Origin of the sequence: Cyanobium sp. ATX 6A2, from assembly GCF_024346355.1 — a bacterium.
In the GTDB taxonomy this organism is placed as follows: domain Bacteria; phylum Cyanobacteriota; class Cyanobacteriia; order PCC-6307; family Cyanobiaceae; genus NIES-981.
This window is the reverse complement of record NZ_JAGQCU010000003.1, coordinates 181,581-199,697: the sequence shown is the minus strand read 5'-3', so window position 1 is coordinate 199,697 and position 18,117 is coordinate 181,581. Positions and strand designations below refer to the sequence as shown.

General features: G+C 70.6%; 18 protein-coding genes. 11 read left to right on the top strand and 7 right to left on the bottom strand.

Translation table 11 applies throughout. The annotated features are described in order from the left end of the window. Nucleotides 1-179 precede the first annotated feature (179 nt). Genes dnaK through murQ form a run of 4 tightly spaced genes read left to right on the top strand, consistent with a single transcriptional unit; the run spans nt 180 to nt 4,824 of the window. Entirely contained in the window at nt 180-2,474 is a 2,295-nt protein-coding gene (gene dnaK, locus KBY96_RS04905) for a molecular chaperone DnaK (RefSeq protein WP_254978097.1), read from the top strand. 32 nt (nt 2,475-2,506) lie between these two features. Continuing rightward, nucleotides 2,507-3,457: a DnaJ domain-containing protein gene (locus KBY96_RS04900; protein ID WP_254978161.1), complete on the top strand. Its 951-nt coding sequence runs from the start codon at nt 2,507-2,509 to the stop codon at nt 3,455-3,457. A gap of 36 nt (nt 3,458-3,493) precedes the next feature. Then, complete coding sequence (locus tag KBY96_RS04895) at nt 3,494-3,868, top strand: DUF3110 domain-containing protein (protein ID WP_254978096.1); 375 nt, start codon at nt 3,494-3,496, stop codon at nt 3,866-3,868. A 2-nt stretch (nt 3,869-3,870) separates the two neighbouring features. Beyond that, on the top strand, nt 3,871-4,824 hold the full coding sequence (gene murQ, locus KBY96_RS04890; protein WP_254978160.1) for an N-acetylmuramic acid 6-phosphate etherase: 954 nt from the start codon (nt 3,871-3,873) through the stop codon (nt 4,822-4,824). Here the strand turns inward: murQ and mtnP are convergent. After that, nucleotides 4,808-5,740: an S-methyl-5'-thioadenosine phosphorylase gene (mtnP, locus tag KBY96_RS04885; RefSeq protein ID WP_254978095.1), complete on the bottom strand. Its 933-nt coding sequence runs from the start codon at nt 5,738-5,740 to the stop codon at nt 4,808-4,810. The genes murQ and mtnP overlap by 17 nt on opposite strands. Before the next feature lie 134 nt (nt 5,741-5,874). Between mtnP and KBY96_RS04880 the strand changes: the two genes are divergently transcribed. Beyond that, nucleotides 5,875-6,315, top strand: coding sequence for a peptidylprolyl isomerase (locus KBY96_RS04880; RefSeq protein ID WP_254978094.1), 441 nt, complete (start codon nt 5,875-5,877; stop codon nt 6,313-6,315). A gap of 3 nt (nt 6,316-6,318) precedes the next feature. Here the strand turns inward: KBY96_RS04880 and ribBA are convergent, their stop codons facing one another. Then, on the bottom strand, nt 6,319-7,974 hold the full coding sequence (gene ribBA, locus KBY96_RS04875; protein ID WP_254978093.1) for a bifunctional 3,4-dihydroxy-2-butanone-4-phosphate synthase/GTP cyclohydrolase II: 1,656 nt from the start codon (nt 7,972-7,974) through the stop codon (nt 6,319-6,321). An 81-nt stretch (nt 7,975-8,055) separates the two neighbouring features. On the opposite strand from ribBA, the gene argC reads away from it, so the two are divergent. Then, nucleotides 8,056-9,150, top strand: a complete 1,095-nt coding sequence (argC, locus tag KBY96_RS04870; protein WP_254978092.1) for an N-acetyl-gamma-glutamyl-phosphate reductase — start codon at nt 8,056-8,058, stop codon at nt 9,148-9,150. Here argC and purN read toward each other — a convergent pair. Next, nucleotides 9,141-9,851: a phosphoribosylglycinamide formyltransferase gene (purN, locus tag KBY96_RS04865; protein WP_396122251.1), complete on the bottom strand. Its 711-nt coding sequence runs from the start codon at nt 9,849-9,851 to the stop codon at nt 9,141-9,143. The genes argC and purN overlap by 10 nt on opposite strands. A gap of 8 nt (nt 9,852-9,859) precedes the next feature. Between purN and KBY96_RS04860 the strand changes: the two genes are divergently transcribed. Genes KBY96_RS04860 through KBY96_RS04850 form a run of 3 tightly spaced genes read left to right on the top strand, consistent with a single transcriptional unit; the run spans nt 9,860 to nt 12,892 of the window. Further along, on the top strand, nt 9,860-10,204 hold the full coding sequence (locus tag KBY96_RS04860) for a DUF1257 domain-containing protein (RefSeq protein ID WP_254978091.1): 345 nt from the start codon (nt 9,860-9,862) through the stop codon (nt 10,202-10,204). A 13-nt stretch (nt 10,205-10,217) separates the two neighbouring features. Next, nucleotides 10,218-12,023 (top strand): M61 family metallopeptidase, encoded by a 1,806-nt coding sequence (locus KBY96_RS04855; RefSeq protein ID WP_254978090.1) that lies wholly within the window; start codon nt 10,218-10,220, stop codon nt 12,021-12,023. Continuing rightward, nucleotides 12,020-12,892 carry an N-acetylmuramoyl-L-alanine amidase gene (locus KBY96_RS04850; RefSeq protein WP_254978089.1) on the top strand — a complete coding sequence of 291 codons (873 nt, stop codon included), beginning with the start codon at nt 12,020-12,022 and terminating at the stop codon, nt 12,890-12,892. The genes KBY96_RS04855 and KBY96_RS04850 overlap by 4 nt, the downstream gene beginning before the upstream one ends. A gap of 37 nt (nt 12,893-12,929) precedes the next feature. Here the strand turns inward: KBY96_RS04850 and KBY96_RS04845 are convergent, their stop codons facing one another. Continuing rightward, nucleotides 12,930-13,790 (bottom strand): helicase DnaB, encoded by an 861-nt coding sequence (locus KBY96_RS04845; protein WP_254978088.1) that lies wholly within the window; start codon nt 13,788-13,790, stop codon nt 12,930-12,932. A gap of 177 nt (nt 13,791-13,967) precedes the next feature. On the opposite strand from KBY96_RS04845, the gene KBY96_RS04840 reads away from it, so the two are divergent. Continuing rightward, nucleotides 13,968-15,542, top strand: coding sequence for a glucose-6-phosphate isomerase (locus tag KBY96_RS04840; RefSeq protein WP_254978087.1), 1,575 nt, complete (start codon nt 13,968-13,970; stop codon nt 15,540-15,542). Here the strand turns inward: KBY96_RS04840 and KBY96_RS04835 are convergent. After that, on the bottom strand, nt 15,529-16,089 hold the full coding sequence (locus KBY96_RS04835; RefSeq protein ID WP_254978086.1) for a hypothetical protein: 561 nt from the start codon (nt 16,087-16,089) through the stop codon (nt 15,529-15,531). The genes KBY96_RS04840 and KBY96_RS04835 overlap by 14 nt on opposite strands. 9 nt (nt 16,090-16,098) lie before the next feature. After that, nucleotides 16,099-16,686, bottom strand: a complete 588-nt coding sequence (locus KBY96_RS04830; protein WP_254978085.1) for a PCC domain-containing protein — start codon at nt 16,684-16,686, stop codon at nt 16,099-16,101. 99 nt (nt 16,687-16,785) lie between these two features. On the opposite strand from KBY96_RS04830, the gene KBY96_RS04825 reads away from it, so the two are divergent. Continuing rightward, nucleotides 16,786-17,490 carry a DUF6629 family protein gene (locus KBY96_RS04825; protein WP_254978084.1) on the top strand — a complete coding sequence of 235 codons (705 nt, stop codon included), beginning with the start codon at nt 16,786-16,788 and terminating at the stop codon, nt 17,488-17,490. An 8-nt stretch (nt 17,491-17,498) separates the two neighbouring features. Here KBY96_RS04825 and KBY96_RS04820 read toward each other — a convergent pair whose 3' ends face one another. Beyond that, the gene (locus tag KBY96_RS04820; protein ID WP_254978083.1) at nt 17,499-18,101 is read right to left on the bottom strand and encodes a hypothetical protein; all 603 of its coding nucleotides are present in this window, start codon (nt 18,099-18,101) and stop codon (nt 17,499-17,501) included. Nucleotides 18,102-18,117: the final 16 nt, after the last annotated feature.

The window sequence follows — 18,117 nt, the reverse complement described above, 5'->3', positions numbered from 1 at the left end:
CTGAGCTGCGGCGTGGCTTGGCCGCCCTGCGGCAGGCCCTTGGTGCGCTCGCCCCACCGAAGGCAGAGGCGACCGCCCGAAATGTACGGGCGTTCCCGCCAGGACGGTTTAAGCAGTGATTAACGTCTGGCCTGCCGGTACCTTGGGAGCGCCAGGCGGGTCAAGATTCCTCTCTCTGTATGGGGCGCATCGTCGGCATCGACCTGGGAACCACCAATTCGGTGGTGGCCGTGCTCGAAGGCGGCCGGCCGGTGGTGATCGCCAGTGCCGAGGGCAGCCGCACCACGCCGTCGGCCGTGGGTTTCAGCCGCGATCAGGAGCTGCTGGTGGGCCAGCTGGCCCGGCGCCAGCTGGTGCTCAACCCCCGCAACACCTTTGCCAACCTCAAGCGCTTCGTGGGCCGGCAGTGGGAGGAGCTGGACGAGGGCAGCCTCACCGTGGCCTACACGGTGCGCGCCAATGAGGCCGGCAACGTGCGCGTGGTGTGCCCCGCCACCGAGCGGGAATACGCCCCTGAGGAGCTGGTGGCCAGCATTCTGCGCAAGCTCTGCGACGACGCTGCCACCTATCTCGGCGAGCCGGTGGAGGCGGCCGTGATCACGGTGCCCGCCTATTTCAACGACGCCCAGCGCCAGGCCACCCGCGACGCAGGCCGGCTGGCGGGCATCAACGTGGAGCGCATCCTCAACGAGCCCACAGCGGCGGCCCTGGCCTACGGCTTCGACCGCAGTGCCGCCAAGCGGGTGCTGGTGTTCGATCTCGGCGGCGGCACCTTCGACGTCTCGGTGCTGCGCATCGCCCAGGGGGTGTTTGACGTCAAGGCCACCAGCGGCGACACCCAGCTGGGTGGCAACGACTGGGACCGGCGCATCGTCGACTGGCTCGCCGACGCCTTTCAGCGCGAGCATCAGATCGATCTGCGCCGCGACCGGCAGGCCCTGCAGCGCCTCACCGAAGCGGCCGAGAAGGCGAAGATGGAACTCAGCGGTGTGCAGAGCACGCCGATTTCGCTGCCGTTCATCAGCACCGGGGCCGAGGGTCCCCTGCATATCGAAACCACCCTGGAGCGTGTGGTGTTCGAGGGCCTCTGCCCCGATCTGCTCGACCGCCTGCTGCGGCCCGTGCAGCGCGCCCTGCGGGATGCTGGCCTCGCGGCCGACGACATCGACGACGTGGTGCTGGTGGGCGGTGCCACGCGCATGCCGATGGTGCAGGAGATGGTGCGCACCCTGGTGCCGCGCGACCCCTGCCAGTCGGTGAACCCCGATGAGGTGGTGGCGATCGGTGCGGCGGTGCAGGCCGGCATCCTCACTGGCGAGCTGCGCGATCTGATGCTCAATGACGTCACCCCCCTCTCCCTCGGTCTGGAGACCATCGGCGGGGTGATGAAGGTGCTGATTCCGCGCAATACACCGATACCGGTGCGCAAGAGCGATGTGTTCAGCACCTCCGAGGCCAATCAGAACTCGGTGGAGATCCACGTGCTGCAGGGGGAGCGGCAGATGGGCCCCGACAACAAGAGCCTGGGCCGCTTCCGTCTCTCCGGCATCCCCCCCGCCCCCCGCGGCGTGCCCCAGGTGCAGGTGTCCTTCGACATCGACGCCAATGGGCTGCTGCAGGTGTCGGCCATGGACCGCACCACCGGCCGCCAGCAGAGCGTGAGCATCCAGGGCGGCTCCAACCTCAGCGAGGAGGAGATCGGGCGGCTGATCGAGGAGGCCGAGCAGAAGGCCTCCGAGGACCGGCGCAAGCGCGCGGCCATCGACCGGCGCAACAAGTCGCTCACCCTGGTGGCCCAGGCGGAGCGCCGGCTGCGGGATGCGGCCCTGGAGCTCGGCCCCTACGGCGCCGAACGGCAGCAGCGGGCGGTGGAGATGGCCGTGCGCGAGGTGCAGGACCTGCTGGCCCTCGACGAGCGCGGCGAGAGCGATCCGGTGGAGCTGGACATGGCCGCGAGCCAGCTGCAGGAGGCCCTGTTCGGCCTCAACCGTCGCCTGCTCAGCGAGCGGCGTACCGAGCAGGGCCCCTTGCAGGGTCTCAAAAACACCCTCGGCAGCCTTAAGGACGAGCTGTTCTCCGACGACGACGACTGGGACGACTGGAACCGCCCCGGCCGCGACCCCTGGTCCAGTGGTGCGCCCCGCTCCGCCGGCCGCTACGGGACGGAGGACCGCTACGGGACGGATCGCTACCAGCCCGACCGTTACGAACGGGACCGCGACGACCGCGACCGCTATGCCCGTGACGACCGCGACCGCGACGAACCAGAGCGCTACGACCGTGAGCGCTACGACCCTGAGGGCTACCCGCGCGATCGCTACGCACCCGACGAGGACAGGGCTCCCGCCCCGGCTCCCCGCGGCGCTGACGAGGCCTATCCGCCGCGGATGCCGCCTGCGCGGGATCAATCTCCCGGGCGGGTCCGCTCCCGGGTGCCCGACGACGATCCCTGGGACGACAGCAGGCTGCCGTGACCTCCCGCACTGTCGCTGCCGGCGAGCCCGCCATGGACCCCTGGGCGGTGCTGGGGCTGGATCCCGGCGCCGACGCCGATGCCCTCAAACGCGCCTTCCGCCAGCAGGCCCGTCGCTGGCATCCCGATCTCAACGGCAATGATCCCGTTGCCGAGGACCGCTTCAAGCAGGTCAACGAGGCTTACGCGGTGCTCTCCGATCCGCGCCGGCGGCGGGCCTGGGAGCAGGGGGAACCGGACGCCGGCACGGGCGGCCACGCTGGCCCCGAGGATCCTTTCACCACAGGCTTTCCCAGCTTCGAGGACTATCTGGAGGTGCTGCTCGGAGGCCGGCGGCGGGAGCGCCCGGCCGACCGGGTTGACGATGGCGGCCGCCAGCCCGCTGCGGCTGAGTCCCGGGCTTCTGAATCCTGGGCTTCTGAATCCCGGGCTTCTGAATCCATGGCCGGCGGCACGGTGACCGCGGCGGCTCCCTCACCGCCTCCGGTGGCGGCGGCGGTGGACAGCGAAACCATCGTGGAGCTCAGCCCGGAGCAGGCCCTTGAGGGGGAACGGGTGGAGCTCGAACTCGCCGATGGCACCGCTGTGGAGGTGTGGACCCCGCCGCTGGCCGGGGATGGCTGGCGGCTGCGACTGGCGGGTGTGACCCCAGGGGGCGGCGACCACTTCCTGCAGCTGCGGGTCCGCACCCCCGAGGGCCTGCGGGTGGACGGCCTGCGGGTGCTCTTTCAGCTGCCCCTCAGCCCGGCCGAGGCCGTGCTGGGCTGCCGCGTGGTGGTGCCCACCCTGCGTGGGCCGGTGCAACTCACCGTGCCTCCCTGCTCCTCCAGTGGTCGGCTGCTACGCCTGCGCGGCCGTGGCCTGGAGTGGGGTGAGCTGCGGGGTGACCAGCTGGTGGAGGTGCGGATCATGGTGCCGGAGCAGCCGGGAGATGCCGAGCTGGCCCTCTATCGCCGGCTGCTGGAGCTGGCCGAGGACGAATGACACACTGAGGTGTCGCCCGCACCGCTGTCTGCGCCCATGTCAGTGCATGTGCTCCTCTTCGATGCCGGCTCCGAGCAGGAGGGCATCCATTCCCTCGAGATCAACGGCCGCACCGTGGTGCTGTTGTTCGAGGACAGCGATGACGCCGAGCGCTATGCCGGCCTGCTGGAAGCCCAGGACTTTCCCGTTCCCACTGTCGAGTGTCTCGATCGCCGGGAGATGGAGGAGTTCTGCAACCAGGCCGGCTACGAGGCACGCTTCGTGCCCACCGGTTTCGTGCCCAAGAACGCGGAGGATCGGTTGCTGATCGCTCCCCCCGAGCGCAACGTGGATGTGTCCCAGTGGCAGGAGGCCAGCGCCGCTGACCCTGAGCTGGAAGCCTTCCGCCGCCAGCTCGAGGGCCTGCTGTGACTGTGGGATCAGCCTCGAGCCCTGGATCTGGGGCCGTCGACCGCGGCCACCTGCTCACCGAGCAGGCCAACCCGCTCAGCGCCAACCTCGACCAGCTGCCCACCGACCAGTTGGTGGACCTGTTCTGCCGCAACGATCTGGAGCCCCAGCGGGCGGTGGCCGCCGCCGCACCCGCCCTGGCGGCGGCGGTGGATGCCATCGCCGCACGCCTGGCCGGCGGCGGTCGCCTGTTCTATCTGGGAGCCGGCACCTCCGGGCGGCTGGGGGTGCTCGATGCCGCCGAGTGCCCGCCCACCTTCTGCACGCCGCCGGAGCTGGTGCAGGGGGTGCTGGCCGGCGGAGCTCCGGCGCTGCTGCGCAGCTCCGAAGGTCTGGAGGATCTGCAGGAGGCGGGCCGCAGCGACCTGCAGGAGCGGGGTTTCAGCGCCGCTGACTGCCTGGTGGGGATCGCCGCCGGGGGCACCACCCCCTATGTTCTCGGCGGCCTGGGCCACGCCCGCCAGCTCGGAGCCCTGGCGATCGCCCTGGCCTGCGTGCCCACCGATCAGGTGCCGATGCCCTGCGACATCGACATTCGTTTGCTCACCGGTCCCGAGCTGCTCACCGGCTCCACCCGGCTGAAGGCGGGCACCGCCACCAAGATGGCCCTCAACATCCTCTCCACCGGCGTGATGGTGCGCCTGGGCAAGGTGTATGGCAACCGCATGGTGGATGTGGCTGTGACCAACAGCAAGCTCGAAGACCGGGCCCTGCGCATCCTGCGTGACCTGGCCGGACTGGAGCGCGCTGAGGGCGCCGTGCTGCTGGAGAGGGCCGGCGGTTCGGTGAAGCTGGCCCTGCTGATGGCCGCCACCGGCCTGGAGCCGGCTGCCGCCGCAGCGCCACTGGAGCAGCAGGGCAAGGATCTGCGCCGGGCCCTGGCGGCCTGCGGGGCGAGCCTCAGCCCTCCTCTGTGAGCGCTCCCCAGTAGGGGGCCGTGAACAGATCGACGCGACGGCGTGTGTCGGGTGGCACCTGCTCCTTCGGGGTCATCAGGGCGTGGCGCAAAGCCCGGTGGGTGCCGCTCCCCGGCCGCTGGGCGCCGATGCGCTCGGCGGCCACGCGCACGATCTCCTGGGCCAGGGTGGCGTTGGCGCGCAGGTTGTCGAGCACCAGCTCCACGCTCACCGAGGCGTGCTCCTGGTGCCAGCAGTCGTAGTCGGTGACCATGGCCAGGGTGGCGTAGGCCATCTCAGCCTCCCGGGCCAGCCGGGCTTCGGTGTGGTTGGTCATGCCGATCACCCCGCAGCCCCAGCTGCGGTAGAGCTCGGATTCCGCCCGGGTGGAGAAGGCGGGTCCCTCCATGCACAGGTAGGTGCCCCCCCGGTGCAGCTGACGGCCCGTGGGCATCAGGCTTTCACCCACATCGGCCAGCAGGCGGCTGAGGGTGGGGCAGAAGGGGTCGGCGGCGGCGACATGGGCCACCACGCCTTCCCCGAAGAAGGTGAGCGGCCGCTGGTGGGTGCGATCGATGAACTGATCCGGCACCATCATGTCCAGGGGACGGAACTGCTCCTGCAGCGAGCCCACCGCCGACACCGACAGGATCCAGCGCACCCCCAGGCTGCGCAGGGCCCAGAGGTTGGCCCGATAGGGCACCTCACTGGGCGTGTAGCTGTGATGCCGCCCATGGCGGGCCAGGAACACCACCTCCAGGCCCCCGATGCGCCCCAGGCGCAGGGCATCGGAGGGCTCGCCGAAGGGCGTTTCCACCACCAGTTCGCGCACGTCCTCGAGCCCCTCCATGGCGTACAGGCCGCTGCCGCCGAGCACGCCCAGGCGGGCCTGCTCAAGGTTGATGCCGGGAGCGGCGCTGGACTGGTCAGTGCTCATCGGGTGTGGAGGGGGCGTGGAGGGGCCGTTGGGGTGGGGCGAGGATTGAGGCGAGGAGGAAGGGGAGGGACCTGCCGCTGGGGACTCCATTTTCAGCACGGCCCCATACAGTCGCCCTTTCCCCCTGACTTGCCATGACCCGTGCCGTGATGGAGACCGACGCCGGCAGCATTGAACTGGAGCTGTTCGATACCGACGCGCCCAACACCGTGGCCAATTTCGTGAAGCTGGCCAAGGACGGCTTCTATGACGGCCTGGCCTTCCATCGCGTCATCCCCGGTTTCATGGCCCAGGGCGGCTGCCCCAACAGCCGTGAGGGAGCTCCCGGCATGGCCGGCACCGGTGGACCCGGCTACATGATCGACTGCGAGATCAACGGCCAGAAGCACCAGGCCGGCACCCTGGCCATGGCCCACGCCGGCCGCAACACCGGCGGATCGCAGTTCTACATCTGCCACGGCGCCCAGCCCCACCTCGATGGCGTGCACACCGTGTTCGGCCTCACCGGCAACATGGACGTGGTGCTGGGCCTCAAGAACGGCAGCCGGATCAACAAGCTGACGATCCAGGACTGAGCCTCAGCGCCACACCACCATCACCCCGGCATCGAGCCGGGGTCCCTGGCCACTGGGCTGCAGCAGCTCTGCCAGCGGGCGCTGCTGGGCCTCCAGGGAGGAGCTGGGATGGTTGATCCGCTGGGGTTCCGGGCTCAGCAACAGCCCCACCCGGCAACAGCCCGGGCTTGAGGCCAGCAGCTCGAGGGCCCGGCGCAGCAGCTGGGGTTCCAGGGAGGCACGCTCGCCGGTGCTCAGCAACAGCGCCAGCTGGGGCTGATTGAGCAGGGCCAGCAGTCTGGGATCGTCTTCCGGCTCCGCCAGGAGCCCCTGCTCCAGGGCCCAGCTCTGCAGCTGCTCCACCAGCTCGGCCGCCGAGCCGGCCTCGGGGTGTCCCTGCCAGGCCACCACGGCGGTGGGGCCCGCCACCGGGCAGGTGGGGCCCTCCCCTATCAGGTGACCCAGCTTGCTGCGCTTGACGGCCAGGTAGGCGGCGTTGTGGAGACCGGGATCGATGACCAGGGGCACCCGGTCCACCACCTGCAGGCCGTAGCCCCCCAGCCCGGCGATCTTGCGGGGATTGTTGGTGATCAGCTTCAACCGCTGCACGCCGAGGTCGCTGAGGATCTGGGCGCCCACGCCGTAGTTGCGCAGATCGGCGGGGAAACCCAGCCGTTCGTTGGCCTCCACCGTGTCCAGGCCGCTGTCCTGCAGGGAATAGGCCCTGAGCTTGTTGATCAGGCCGATGCCGCGGCCCTCCTGGCGCAGATACACCACCACCCCCTCGCCGGCGTCCTCGATCATGCGCAGGGCCGCCTCCAGCTGGGGCCGGCAGTCGCAGCGCAGGGAGCCGAAGGCATCGCCGGTGAGGCACTCGCTGTGCACCCGCACCAGCACTGGGCCGGTGGCCTGCTCGGGCCGGCCCTTGACGATCGCCACATGCTCGCTGCCATCGAGGTCGTTGCGGAACCCGATCGCCCGGAACATGCCGAAGGCGCTGGGCATCCGGGCCTCCGCCAGGCGCCGCACGAAACGCTCCGTGTCCAGCCGGTAGCTGATCAGGTCGGCGATGGAGATCAGCCGCAGCCCGTGGCGGCGGGCGTACTCGGCCAGCTGGGGCAGGCGGGCCATCGAGCCGTCCTGGTTCTGGATCTCGCAGATCACCCCGGCCGGATAGAGGCCGGCCAGCCGGGCCAGATCCACCGCCGCTTCGGTGTGGCCGGCGCGCTTGAGCACACCGCCCTGGCGGGCGCGCAGCGGAAACACGTGGCCGGGCCGGCGCAGATCGGCCGGCCGGGTCTGGGGATGGATCGCCACCTGGATGGTGCGGGCCCTGTCCTCCGCTGAGATGCCCGTGCTCACGCCGTTCTCAGGCCCCGCATCCACGCTCACGGTGAAGGCGGTCTGGTTGGCGTCGGTGTTGTGGTTCACCATCAGCGGCAGATCCAGCGCGTCCAGCCGTTCCGGCTCCATCGCCAGGCAGATCAGGCCGCGGGCCTCGGTGGCCATGAAGTTGATCTGCTCGGGGGTGGCGAACTGGGCGGCGCAGATCAGATCGCCCTCGTTCTCGCGGTTTTCGTCATCCACCACCACGATCGCGTCGCCGTTGCGGATCGCCGCCAGGGCATCGGCGATGGCGTCGAAGCGGATGGCGGGGGTGCTGCTGGTCGCAGAACTCATGGCGGGCGCCCCTGGTGGGCGACGAGGGCGCAATCTTCATTTATAAAGCCCTGTTCGTCTTCGCGAGAAGGGTTCCCCTTCATGGCCAGCTCGCCTCCAGCCAGCCCCCCACCCGCAGGTCAGCGGGTGGCCGTGATCGGTGCCAGCGGCTATGGCGGGCTGCAGACCCTGCGCCTGCTGCAGGATCATCCGCAGCTGAGCGTCACCTTCCTGGGCGGGGAGCGCAGCAGCGGCCGGCGCTGGAGCGAGATCACGCCCTTTCTGCCGCTCCCGGGTGATCCGCTGGTGCAGAGCCCCGATCCCGATGCGATCGCGGCGGCGGCCGATTTCGCCGTGCTCAGCTTGCCCAACGGCCTGGCGGCCCAGCTGGCGCCGCCATTGCTGGAGCGCGGTGTGCGGGTGGTGGATCTCTCCGCCGACTACCGCTACCGCTCCCTGGCCCGCTGGCAGGAGGTGTACGCAACGGAGGCCCGCCAGCTGCAGCGCCGGGACGCCGACCTCTGCGCCGAGGCCGTCTACGGCCTGCCCGAGTGGCATGGCGAGCGCATCCGCACGGCCCGCCTGGTGGCCGCCCCGGGCTGCTTTCCCACCGCCTCCCTGCTGGGACTGCTGCCCCTGCTCAAGCAAGGCCTGATCGAGACCGGGGGGATCGTGATCGATGCCAAGACCGGCACCAGCGGCGGCGGCCGGGCCGCCAAGGAGCACCTGCTGCTGGCCGAGGCGGCCGAGGCGGTGGCCCCCTACGGCGTGGTGGGGCATCGCCACACCAGCGAGATCGAGCAGATCGCAGGCCAGGTGGCCGGACGGGAGATCCAGCTGCAGTTCACCCCCCACCTGATGCCGATGGTGCGCGGTCTGCTGGCCACGGTGTACTGCCGCCTGCGCGACCCCGGCCTCACCGCCGACGACTGCAGCACCGTGCTGCGCTCCGCCTACCGCGATGCCCCGGCGGTCACCGTGCTACCGGTGGGCACCTACCCCTCCACGAAGTGGGTGCGCCAGACCAGCCGGGCGCTGCTCTCCCTGCAGGCCGACAGCCGCACCGGCCAGCTGATCGTGATGGGCGCCATCGACAACCTGGTCAAGGGCCAGGCCGGCCAGGGGGTGCAGTGCCTCAATCTGATGGCGGGTCTGCCGGAATGCCTTGGCCTGCCGCTGCTGCCCTTCTACCCCTGAGTGCCCGGGCCCTGATCAGCCGGACTGCTCAGCAGCCCCAGCCGCTGCGCCGCCAGCCGCACGGCCAGCGGCAGGATCCGGTGCTCCTGCCGCTGGATGCGGGCGGCGAGGCTGGCGTGGTCGTCGTCGGCCCGCACCGGCACCGCCGCCTGCACCAGGATTCGTCCGGCATCCACCTGCTCGTTCACCAGGTGGGCGCTGCAGCCGGTCAGCGTCACCCCGGCCTCCAGGGCCTGCCCCACCGCGTCCAGGCCCCGGAAGCTGGGCAGCAGGGAGGGGTGGATGTTCACCAGTCGGTGGGGATAGGCGGCCACCAGCCGGGGGCTGACGATGCGCATCCAGCCGGCCATCACCACCAGATCCACCGCCGCCTCGCCAAAGGCCTCGATCAGGGCGTCATCGAGGGCCTCCCGGCTGGGTTGGCGGCGGTGGTCGATCAGCCGGCAGGGCACCGCCAGCCGCCGCGCCCGCTCCAACGCCCGACAGCCGGGGTTGTTCACCACCAGCAGCAGCACATCGGCCGGGAGCTGATCGGCCCGGCAGGCCAGCGTGAGGGCCTCGAAGTTGCTGCCCTCCCCCGATGCCATCACCCCCAGCCGCAGCCGGCGGGGGGCCGTGGTGATGGCCGTTTCGGCCGCTGCCGGTGGCAACGGCCACTGGATCCCGTCCAGCTCCTGGCTAGGGTCTTGGCAAGCGGGCATCCGATTTCATGTCCCATCTCTCCATCCTGCCCACGGTGCTGCGCGACGCCGATCGTCTCGTCGCCAGCCTTGTGGCGATCGGGCTGCAGCCCCACTGGGGTGGCCAGCTGGATGGCTTCGCCGATGATTGCCAGGCCGTGGAGCTGCAGGTGCAGCTCGAGGGTGGCCAGCGGCTGGGCTGGGCTCGCCAGGCCGATGGCTCCCTCGCTCTGGTGGGCGACCTTCAGCGCATCAGCCGCAGCACGCGCCTGCAGGGCCTGCTCTCGGCCATCACCCGCCGTTATGCCGCCGAGAAGGCCCTGGCCGATGCAGCCAGCCAGCTGGCCAGCGCCCAGGTGAGCGTGAGGTCATGAGCGGCACAACGCGGTGATTTCCGGCCCTGCCGCGTCCACTCCGGCCGATCCCGGCGCCATCAGCCCTGCTTCCGTGGACCCGGAGTGCAGCGGCCCCGGGCCCCTGGTGTCGCTCGATCTTCGGGCCACCACCGCTCACCTGGTGGTGGTGACCCTGGAGCTGCAACCCGAGCAGCTGGAGCTGGCCTTCGCCCTGCCGGCCTGGACTCCGGGCTCCTACCTGATCCGCGACTACGTGCGCCAGCTCGAAGCCCTGGAGGTGTTTCAGGGTGATGCGGCGCTGCCCATCCGCCGCACCGGCGTCGCCGCCTGGTCGGTGCGTGTGCCCCGGCTGGCCCCGCTGCGCCTGCGCTACAGGATCCTGGCCACGGAGCTCACGGTGCGCACCTGCCACCTCACCGCCGAGCACGGCTTCCTGGCTCTGGCCGCGGTGGTGCTGCAGGTGGGCGGCCAGCGCTGGCTGCCCCATCGCCTGCGCCTGCAGCTGCCTGCTGGCTGGCAGGCATTCGTGCCCCTGCCAGCCGACGCCAACGGTGACTGGCTGGCCCGGGATTTCGATCAGCTGGTGGACACGCCGATCGAGGCCGGCCCCCATCCCTGCCACAGCTTCAGCGTGGCTGGTGCGCCGCATCGCTGGGTGAGCTGGGGCACCACCTTGGAGGGTGCCGATCTGCCGGCCGCTGACCCTCACTGGCTGGCCGATGTGGAGCGGGTGTGCCTGGCCTGCTGCCGCCTGATGGGGGTGGAGCGGCCGGCGGCGGAGCACTACCTGTTCGTGCTCCACCTCACCGACAACGGCTACGGCGGCCTTGAGCACGACCTCAGCACAGTGCTGCAGTACGGCCGCCGCCGCCTGGCGGACCCAGATGGCCGCCGCAAGCTGCTGCAGCTGGTGGCCCACGAATATCTGCACCAGTGGAATGTGCGCCGGCTTCGGCCCGCCGAGCTCTGTCCCTACGACTACGACCGGGCCGTGGTGGTGCCGAGCCTCTGGTTCGCCGAGGGGATCACCAGCTACGTGGACCAGCTGCTGCCCCATGCGGCCGGCCTCTGCAGCGAAGGGGAGGTGCTGGGCGACCTGGCCGCCGACCTCAGCCGCTACCGCCTCACCCCGGGCCGTGCCGTGCAGAGCCTGCGCCTGAGCAGCCAGGAGGCCTGGGTGAAGCTCTACAAGGCCGACGCCTATGCCGTTGACAACCAGGTGAGCTACTACCTCAAGGGAGCGGTGGTGGCGCTGGTGCTGGATCTGCACCTGCGGCGCCACCGCAGCGGCCTGCCGGCGGTGCTGCGCGGGCTCTGGCGCAGCCATGGCTGCCAGGGCCGGGGCTACCGGCAGGAGGATCTGCTCAACGCCCTGGCTGCCCTCGCTCCCGACCTGGCCACCCTGCTGCCGCGCTGGCTGGATGCCCTCGAGGATCCCCCCCTGGACGACTACCTGGACGATGTGGGCCTGGCACTGAGCGCGGAAACCAGCGAGGAGCCCTGGCTGGGCTGGCATCTGGAGATCGCCACCCAGGGCTTGACGACCAGGCGGGTCCTGCGGGACTCTCCTGCCGAGCAGGCAGGATTGATGGTCGGAGACGAACTGATCGCCCTGGCCGGCCAGCGGGTGCAGCGGATGGAGGACGTGTCCACCGTTCTGAAGGTTTGGCCCGGCGCCCCGCTGGAGGTGCTTGTGGCCCGCGATGGTCGCCTGCTCTCGACAGTGCTGACGCCGGCACCGGCCCGGGCGAAGGCCTGGCGGCTGGAGCCCCGGCCCGATGCCTCGGCCGAGGCCGCCGAGCGCCGGCGCCGCTGGCTGGCTCTGGAGCTGCCGTGAACCGCCGCCATCAGCCCCTGGTCCTGGCGGCGGTGGCTGTTGGTGTCATCGGCCTCGGCGGTCTGGGCTGGCTGGCCCGCGATGGATCCGTCCAGCTCGCCGGTGCCGGTGGCCGCCGCTCCCTGCTCGATCTGCTCGACGAGGTGCGTCAACCGTCCAGCCAGCCGCAGGGGGCAGCGGATCCGGCACCGCCGCCACCCCCCCACCCCAGCTGGAGCTCGCCCCTGCGCGCCGGCTGCCGGCCGGTGGATCCCCAGCGCCGCAAGCAGCTGCTCGCCCTGGCCAGCCGCTTGCGCACGGCTCCAGAGCGGATCCGCATCGATCCCAGCAACTACGGCCAGCGCCACAGCCGGGACGCCTACGGCAATCCGCTCGATCCCACCCCCCGGCTGGTGGTGCTGCACGAGACGGTGTACAGCATGGATTCAGCCATCAACACCTTCCGCACTCCCCACCCACGGGATGAGGACCAGGTGAGCTACCACGCCGTGATCGGCCTCGACGGCCGAGTGGTGAAACTGCTCGATCCCTCCCAGCGGGCCTATGGCGCCGGCAATTCCGCCTTCCGCGGCGAGTGGGCGATCACCAATCCCACGGTTCGGGGCTCGGTGAACAACTTCGCCCTGCATGTGAGCCTGGAAACCCCCTTCGACGGCGAGCACACCGGGCCTGTCCACAGTGGCTACAGCGCCGCCCAGTACGACGGACTGGCGGCCCTGCTGGCGGTGTGGATGGAGCGCTTCCCCATCCCTCCCGATCAGATCACCACCCACCGGGCCGTGGATCTGTGGGGCGAACGGGCGGATCCGCGCAGCTTCGACTGGGAGGCCCTGCGGGTGCGCCTCGAAGCCCTGGGTCTGCTCTGCTGATTGATCTGCTGTCCTGGGAGCGGGATCAGACCTGGGATCAGATGAGTGGAGACACCGGGCGGTTCTGGCGGCCGTAGATCAGGGCGTGGAGTTCGGGGTCCTGCATCAGGGCCAGGATCCCCCGCGGATAGTCGAGCTTGCCGTTGTGCAGGTAGGCGAGGGTGGCCAGACCCTTGGCATCCCTGGCACTGCCGCTGGCCTCGAGCATGCGGTCGCTGGGGAGGTCGAGGGCCCGCTTCAACCGGGCAAACTTGCCCACCAGCAGCGCCACATTCTGATCGGGGTCGAGCAGCTGATTGCGGGCGACCGTGATCTCTTCGGCGCTGGGGTCTTCGCTGAGCAGACCCTGGTGCACCAGTTCGCCCACGCCGATCTGGGCGGGCCCATGGGTGGTGAACAGCCCTGAATGGGCGGCGATGGGGTGGTCCTCTCCAGGCTTGGCGTGGCGCAACTCGTCGAACAGGATCGCCGTGACGAGCATCGGGTTGATCTGCTCCCGGGCGCATTCGCTCAGGATCACCGGCCGCAGGGTTTCGATCTGGCCGAGGGTGCGGGTGCGCAACGGCTGCAGCTGATTGATGCCACTGCTGAACAACTGGGCCAGGCGCGGCTGGGGGCCGTGGACCCCGAAGCGGCGATGCAGTTCCTGCAGTTCCTCGGGGCTGAAGCGCAGCGGGTCGCCGCTCATCAGATCGTCAGTGAGGTCGTCCCCATCGGCTGCCAATGCCAGAGGGGATTCCATCCACACCGGGGGCCCCTTCCCGGCCATGGGCAGGCTCACCGTGACCATCAGGGTCGCACCCACCCCCAGGGCCCGGCTGGCGCTGCGAGCGACAGCTGCGGCACGGCCGCTGGCATGGCCACGGGGGGAGGGGGGGGGCTGGATCAGGTGACGCACCGCTGCAAGGGGGTCTGCGGAAGGGCAGATGGAGAATCTTACGGACTGTTTCGGCGCCGGTCTGCGGCTGTGGAGCGGTTGCGGCGCCGGCTTCAGCCCTCGGTTTTGCCCTGAATCCCGGGGTTTCAGCCACGATTAGGTTGCGGGGACGTTCCCCTCCCCGGAGCAGCCGAGGCCATGACCGCTGCGTTCCACCCCACCGATCCCGGCCTCCAGTGGCAACGCTTCTGCGATCTGCTCTGGTTCGACGACGGCCTCGGCGTCTGGCTGGATGTGAGCCGGATGGCGATCGCTCCGGCCCACCTTGAATCCCTGCGTCCGCGCTTTGCCCAGGCCTTCGACGCCATGGCCGCCCTGGAGGCCGGGGCGATCGCCAATGCCGATGAGCAGCGCATGGTGGGGCATTACTGGCTGCGCGCGCCGGAGCTGGCCCCGGATGCCGCCACGGCGAAGCACGTGGCCGCCGAGGTGGAGCGGATCGCGGCCTTCGGGCGGGAGCAGCTCGCTGCCCACCGCTTCACCGATGTGGTATGGATCGGCATCGGTGGCTCCGGGCTGGGGCCACTGCTGATCGTGGAGGCCCTGGGCACGGTGGGCAGGGGGCTGCCGTTCCACTTCATCGACAATGTGGATCCCGAGGGCATCAGCCACACCCTGGCGGCGCTCGGTGAGCGTCTGCGCACGGCGCTGGTGGTGGTGGTGAGCAAGTCCGGCGGCACCCCCGAGCCCCGCATCGGCATGGAGCAGGTGCGCAGGTGCCTGGAGGCCCTCGGCGGCCACTGGAGCCAGCAGGCCGTGGCCATCACCATGGCGGGCAGCCGCCTGGATCAGCTGGCCAGCCAGCAGGGCTGGCTGGAGCGCTTCGACATGTTCGACTGGGTGGGCGGCCGCACCAGCATCACCAGTGCCGTGGGTCTGCTGCCCGCCGCCCTTCTCGGTGTGGACATCCATGCCTTTCTGGCCGGTGCCGCCGCCATGGACTGCCTCACCCGTCGGCCGCAGCTGGAGGACAACCCCGCCGCCCTGCTGGCGGCCGCCTGGTTTGCGGCCGGAGAGGGCCGCGGCCTGCGCGACATGGTGGTACTGCCCTACCGCGACCGGCTGGCGGTGTTCAGCCGCTACCTGCAGCAGCTGGTGATGGAGAGTCTGGGTAAGCGTGTTGATCGCCAGGGCCAGGAGGTGCACCAGGGCCTGGCGGTGTACGGCAACAAGGGCTCCACCGATCAGCACGCCTACGTGCAGCAGCTGCGCGACGGCATCGACAACTTCTTCGTGACCTTCATCGAGGTGCTGGAGGACAGCGGCGGTCTGCCGGCGATCAACGGCGAACAGCCCGGCGATGTGCTCGAGGGCTTTCTCCAGGGCACCCGCTCGGCCCTGCTCGAGGGCGGCCGCCAGAGCCTCTCGATCACCCTGCGGCGCTTTGATGCCACCGCCCTCGGCGCCCTGGTGGCCCTGTTCGAGCGGGCGGTGGGCCTCTACGCCGAACTGGTGAACATCAATGCCTACGACCAGCCCGGCGTGGAGGCGGGCAAACGGGCCGCCTCCGCGGTGCTCGACCTGCAGCAGCGCCTCGACGGCCTGCTGGCCGATGGTGAGGCCCGCAGCCTGGGGGAGCTGCAGCAGCAGCTGGGCACCGACAGCCCCGAATCCCTGTTCTGGATCCTGCGCCACCAAGCGGTCAACGATCCCGCCCTGCAGGTGCAGGGTCACTGGGGCCAGCCGACCAGCCTGCGCTTCAGCCGCGCCTGAGCTGGGATTCCACCGGGATGAGGCGGCAGCGCAGCAGCGCCAGGGCCTCATCCGGCAGCCCCAGGAAGCGGTCCAGCCAGGCATCGCCGCTGGGGGGCACCTGGGCCACACCCACCAGCACCCCCCTGCCGTCGCTGTCCAGCGCCGCGCCTCGGCAGCTGTGGCGCCGGCTGTTCACCGAGCCGGTGCTCAGTTCCGTTTCGATCGCCAGCGCCGCCGGTCGGTAGACCCCCAGGGCGCTGCAGTGGAAGCGGGCTCTGAAGCGCAACCGCAGCTCACCGCTGCGGGGTTCCAGGTGCCCGCTGAGCTGCCGTGGTTCGATGGCGATCGTCAGTCCGGGGGGCAGGGGCAGGCCGAGCACGCGGGTGCTGCGCCAGCTCAGGGGGGGGATGCGCAGCTCGCCGGGGCTGAACTCCAGGGGCCGGCCGCGGTCGTCGGCCTCGCCCAGCCAGCCGATGCCCCCTCCACCCTGGGGGTCGTAGGCAAAGCGTGGATAGGCCCCGATCGCCAGGGCGCAGCCGGGCAGGGTGGTGAGCTGCAGCTCCATGGGCGCTGCTCAGCGCTGGCGGAGGGGTTCGAGCTCCCCCCGTCCGTGCAGATCAGCCAGGGCGTCATAGCCGCCGATCTTCATCCCGTCGATGAACACCTGGGGCACCGGCCCCCGGTCGGTGTGCTCAACGCTGTGGGGAATGGCCAGGGTGCGCAGCATGCGCAGGGCCCGGGCGCTGTAGGGACAGCCGCGGGCCACCACGATCTGCACACGTGGCTCCTGCTGCCGCTGGCTGGTGGGGGTGGGCGCCTGGCCCGCCGGGTCGGCTCCCTCGAGCAGTCCCACCAGCACGTCGGCGCCCTTGAGCACCAGGGTGCCCGGCTCCAGATGGCCTCCCCACACCTCACAGTTGCCATCGGAGAGGCTGAGGTGCAGATGCACGCCCGCCGGCGCGATCGTGCCCTGCAGGGTGATGATTTCCAGCTCCCCCCGCACCAGGGTGGGAGCGCTCTGCCCCGGACACTGGAAAGCGGCCTGGGAGAGGTTGCCCACCACACTGAGCACGAAGCCCGCGGCCTGCTGGGCTGCGGCCAGCTCCGCCAGGCTGCGCAGCACGTCGCTCCCGGCATCGAGGTGCAGCGGCACGGCACGCATGGGCTGAGGCGATGACGTTCAGAGGGCCAAGCTACGCGCCGGGCCCGCCGCGGGGCTCTGCCAGCCTGGTGATGGAGATCCTGCCGCGATGGTCATGCCATGTGTTTTTCCAGTGAGGCCAGTTTCATCGCGGCGGGATCCCTGGTTCCTGCCGGCGCCTGGGCGCTGAGGGTGTGCCAGGCCCGGCAAAGGCCCGACCTGCTGCCCCTGGCCCTGTGCCCCTGGCTGTTTGCGCTGCAGCAGGCCCTGGAGGGGCTGGTGTGGCTTGGACTGGATGCCCCGCCACCACAGGCCTTCGCCCATCCTGCCGCTGTGGGCTTTCTGTTCTTCGCCCATGGCTTCTGGCCCGCCTGGATGCCCTGGTGCGCACTGCGGGCGGCCCAGACCCGGCGCCCCCAGCTGCTGCCGCTGCTGCGCTTCTGCTGCGCCCTCGGGGTACTGATGGGACTCTGGCTCTGGCTCCCCCTGCTGCTGGATTCCAGCCGGGTGCTGCCGGCCATCGCCGGTGGCTCGATCAACTACCAGGCCCGTCTGCTGGGTGATGGTCTGCTGTCCCATGAGCTGGGGGTGAGCAGCTACGCCCTGGTGGTGCTGGCGCCGCTGCTGCTGTGCGGCTGGCGCCGGCTTGCCTGGTATGCCCTGGCCCTGCTCGTGACGGTGGTGCTGAGCTGGATCGTCGCCACCCAAGCCTTCACATCGGTGTGGTGCTTCATGGCGGCGCTGCTCGCTCTGCTGATTCCCTGGGTTGCTGCCGAGCCGCTGGGTTCGCCCAGCCCCGACCCGGCGACAGCCGGGGCGGCCTGAGGGCGGCCTCAGTCGGCGCCGTCAGGGCGATCGCCGCCGGACCTCTGGGAGGGTCGGAACTGCTGGGCCAGCAGGCCTCGCTGGTATTCCACCGCCAGGCTGGTGAGGTGGTGGCGGGCCTGTTCCTCCAGGTCCTCCCCCACCTGCTCGAGGGCCATGCCCTTGGGAATGCGCATGCGCAGCACCAGCGCCAGGGCATCGAAGAGGCGTACCTGGTCGCTCTGCCAGCCCTGGTAGTCGGCCGCCATGGCCTGCAGTGCTTCCTGGGGCAACTGGCCGTCGGCCACCCGCTGGCGCACCTCCTGCAACTGGCTGAAGCGGGCCGAGCTCACCAGGGCGTGGGCCGATCCGAGGGCGGCCAGGGCGTCGCCCGCCTCGCGGCGCAGCACGCTGAGGCTGCGCTCCAGTACCGCCTGTTCCACCGACAGCGGCTCCCGGGTGGCAGGGCAGGCGGCCAGGGGCGCAAGCATCGGGGGGGCAGAGGCGGCCTCGCCAGGATCCTGGCGAGGCGGCGGTGGGGTTCGTGGACTGGAGGGAGGCGCCACGGCGGTCGCCCAGCCACGCAGGCGCTGGGCCAGCCGCCGGCGCAGCTCCAGGAGCAGGCGTGGCATTGGCGCGGGGTCAGAT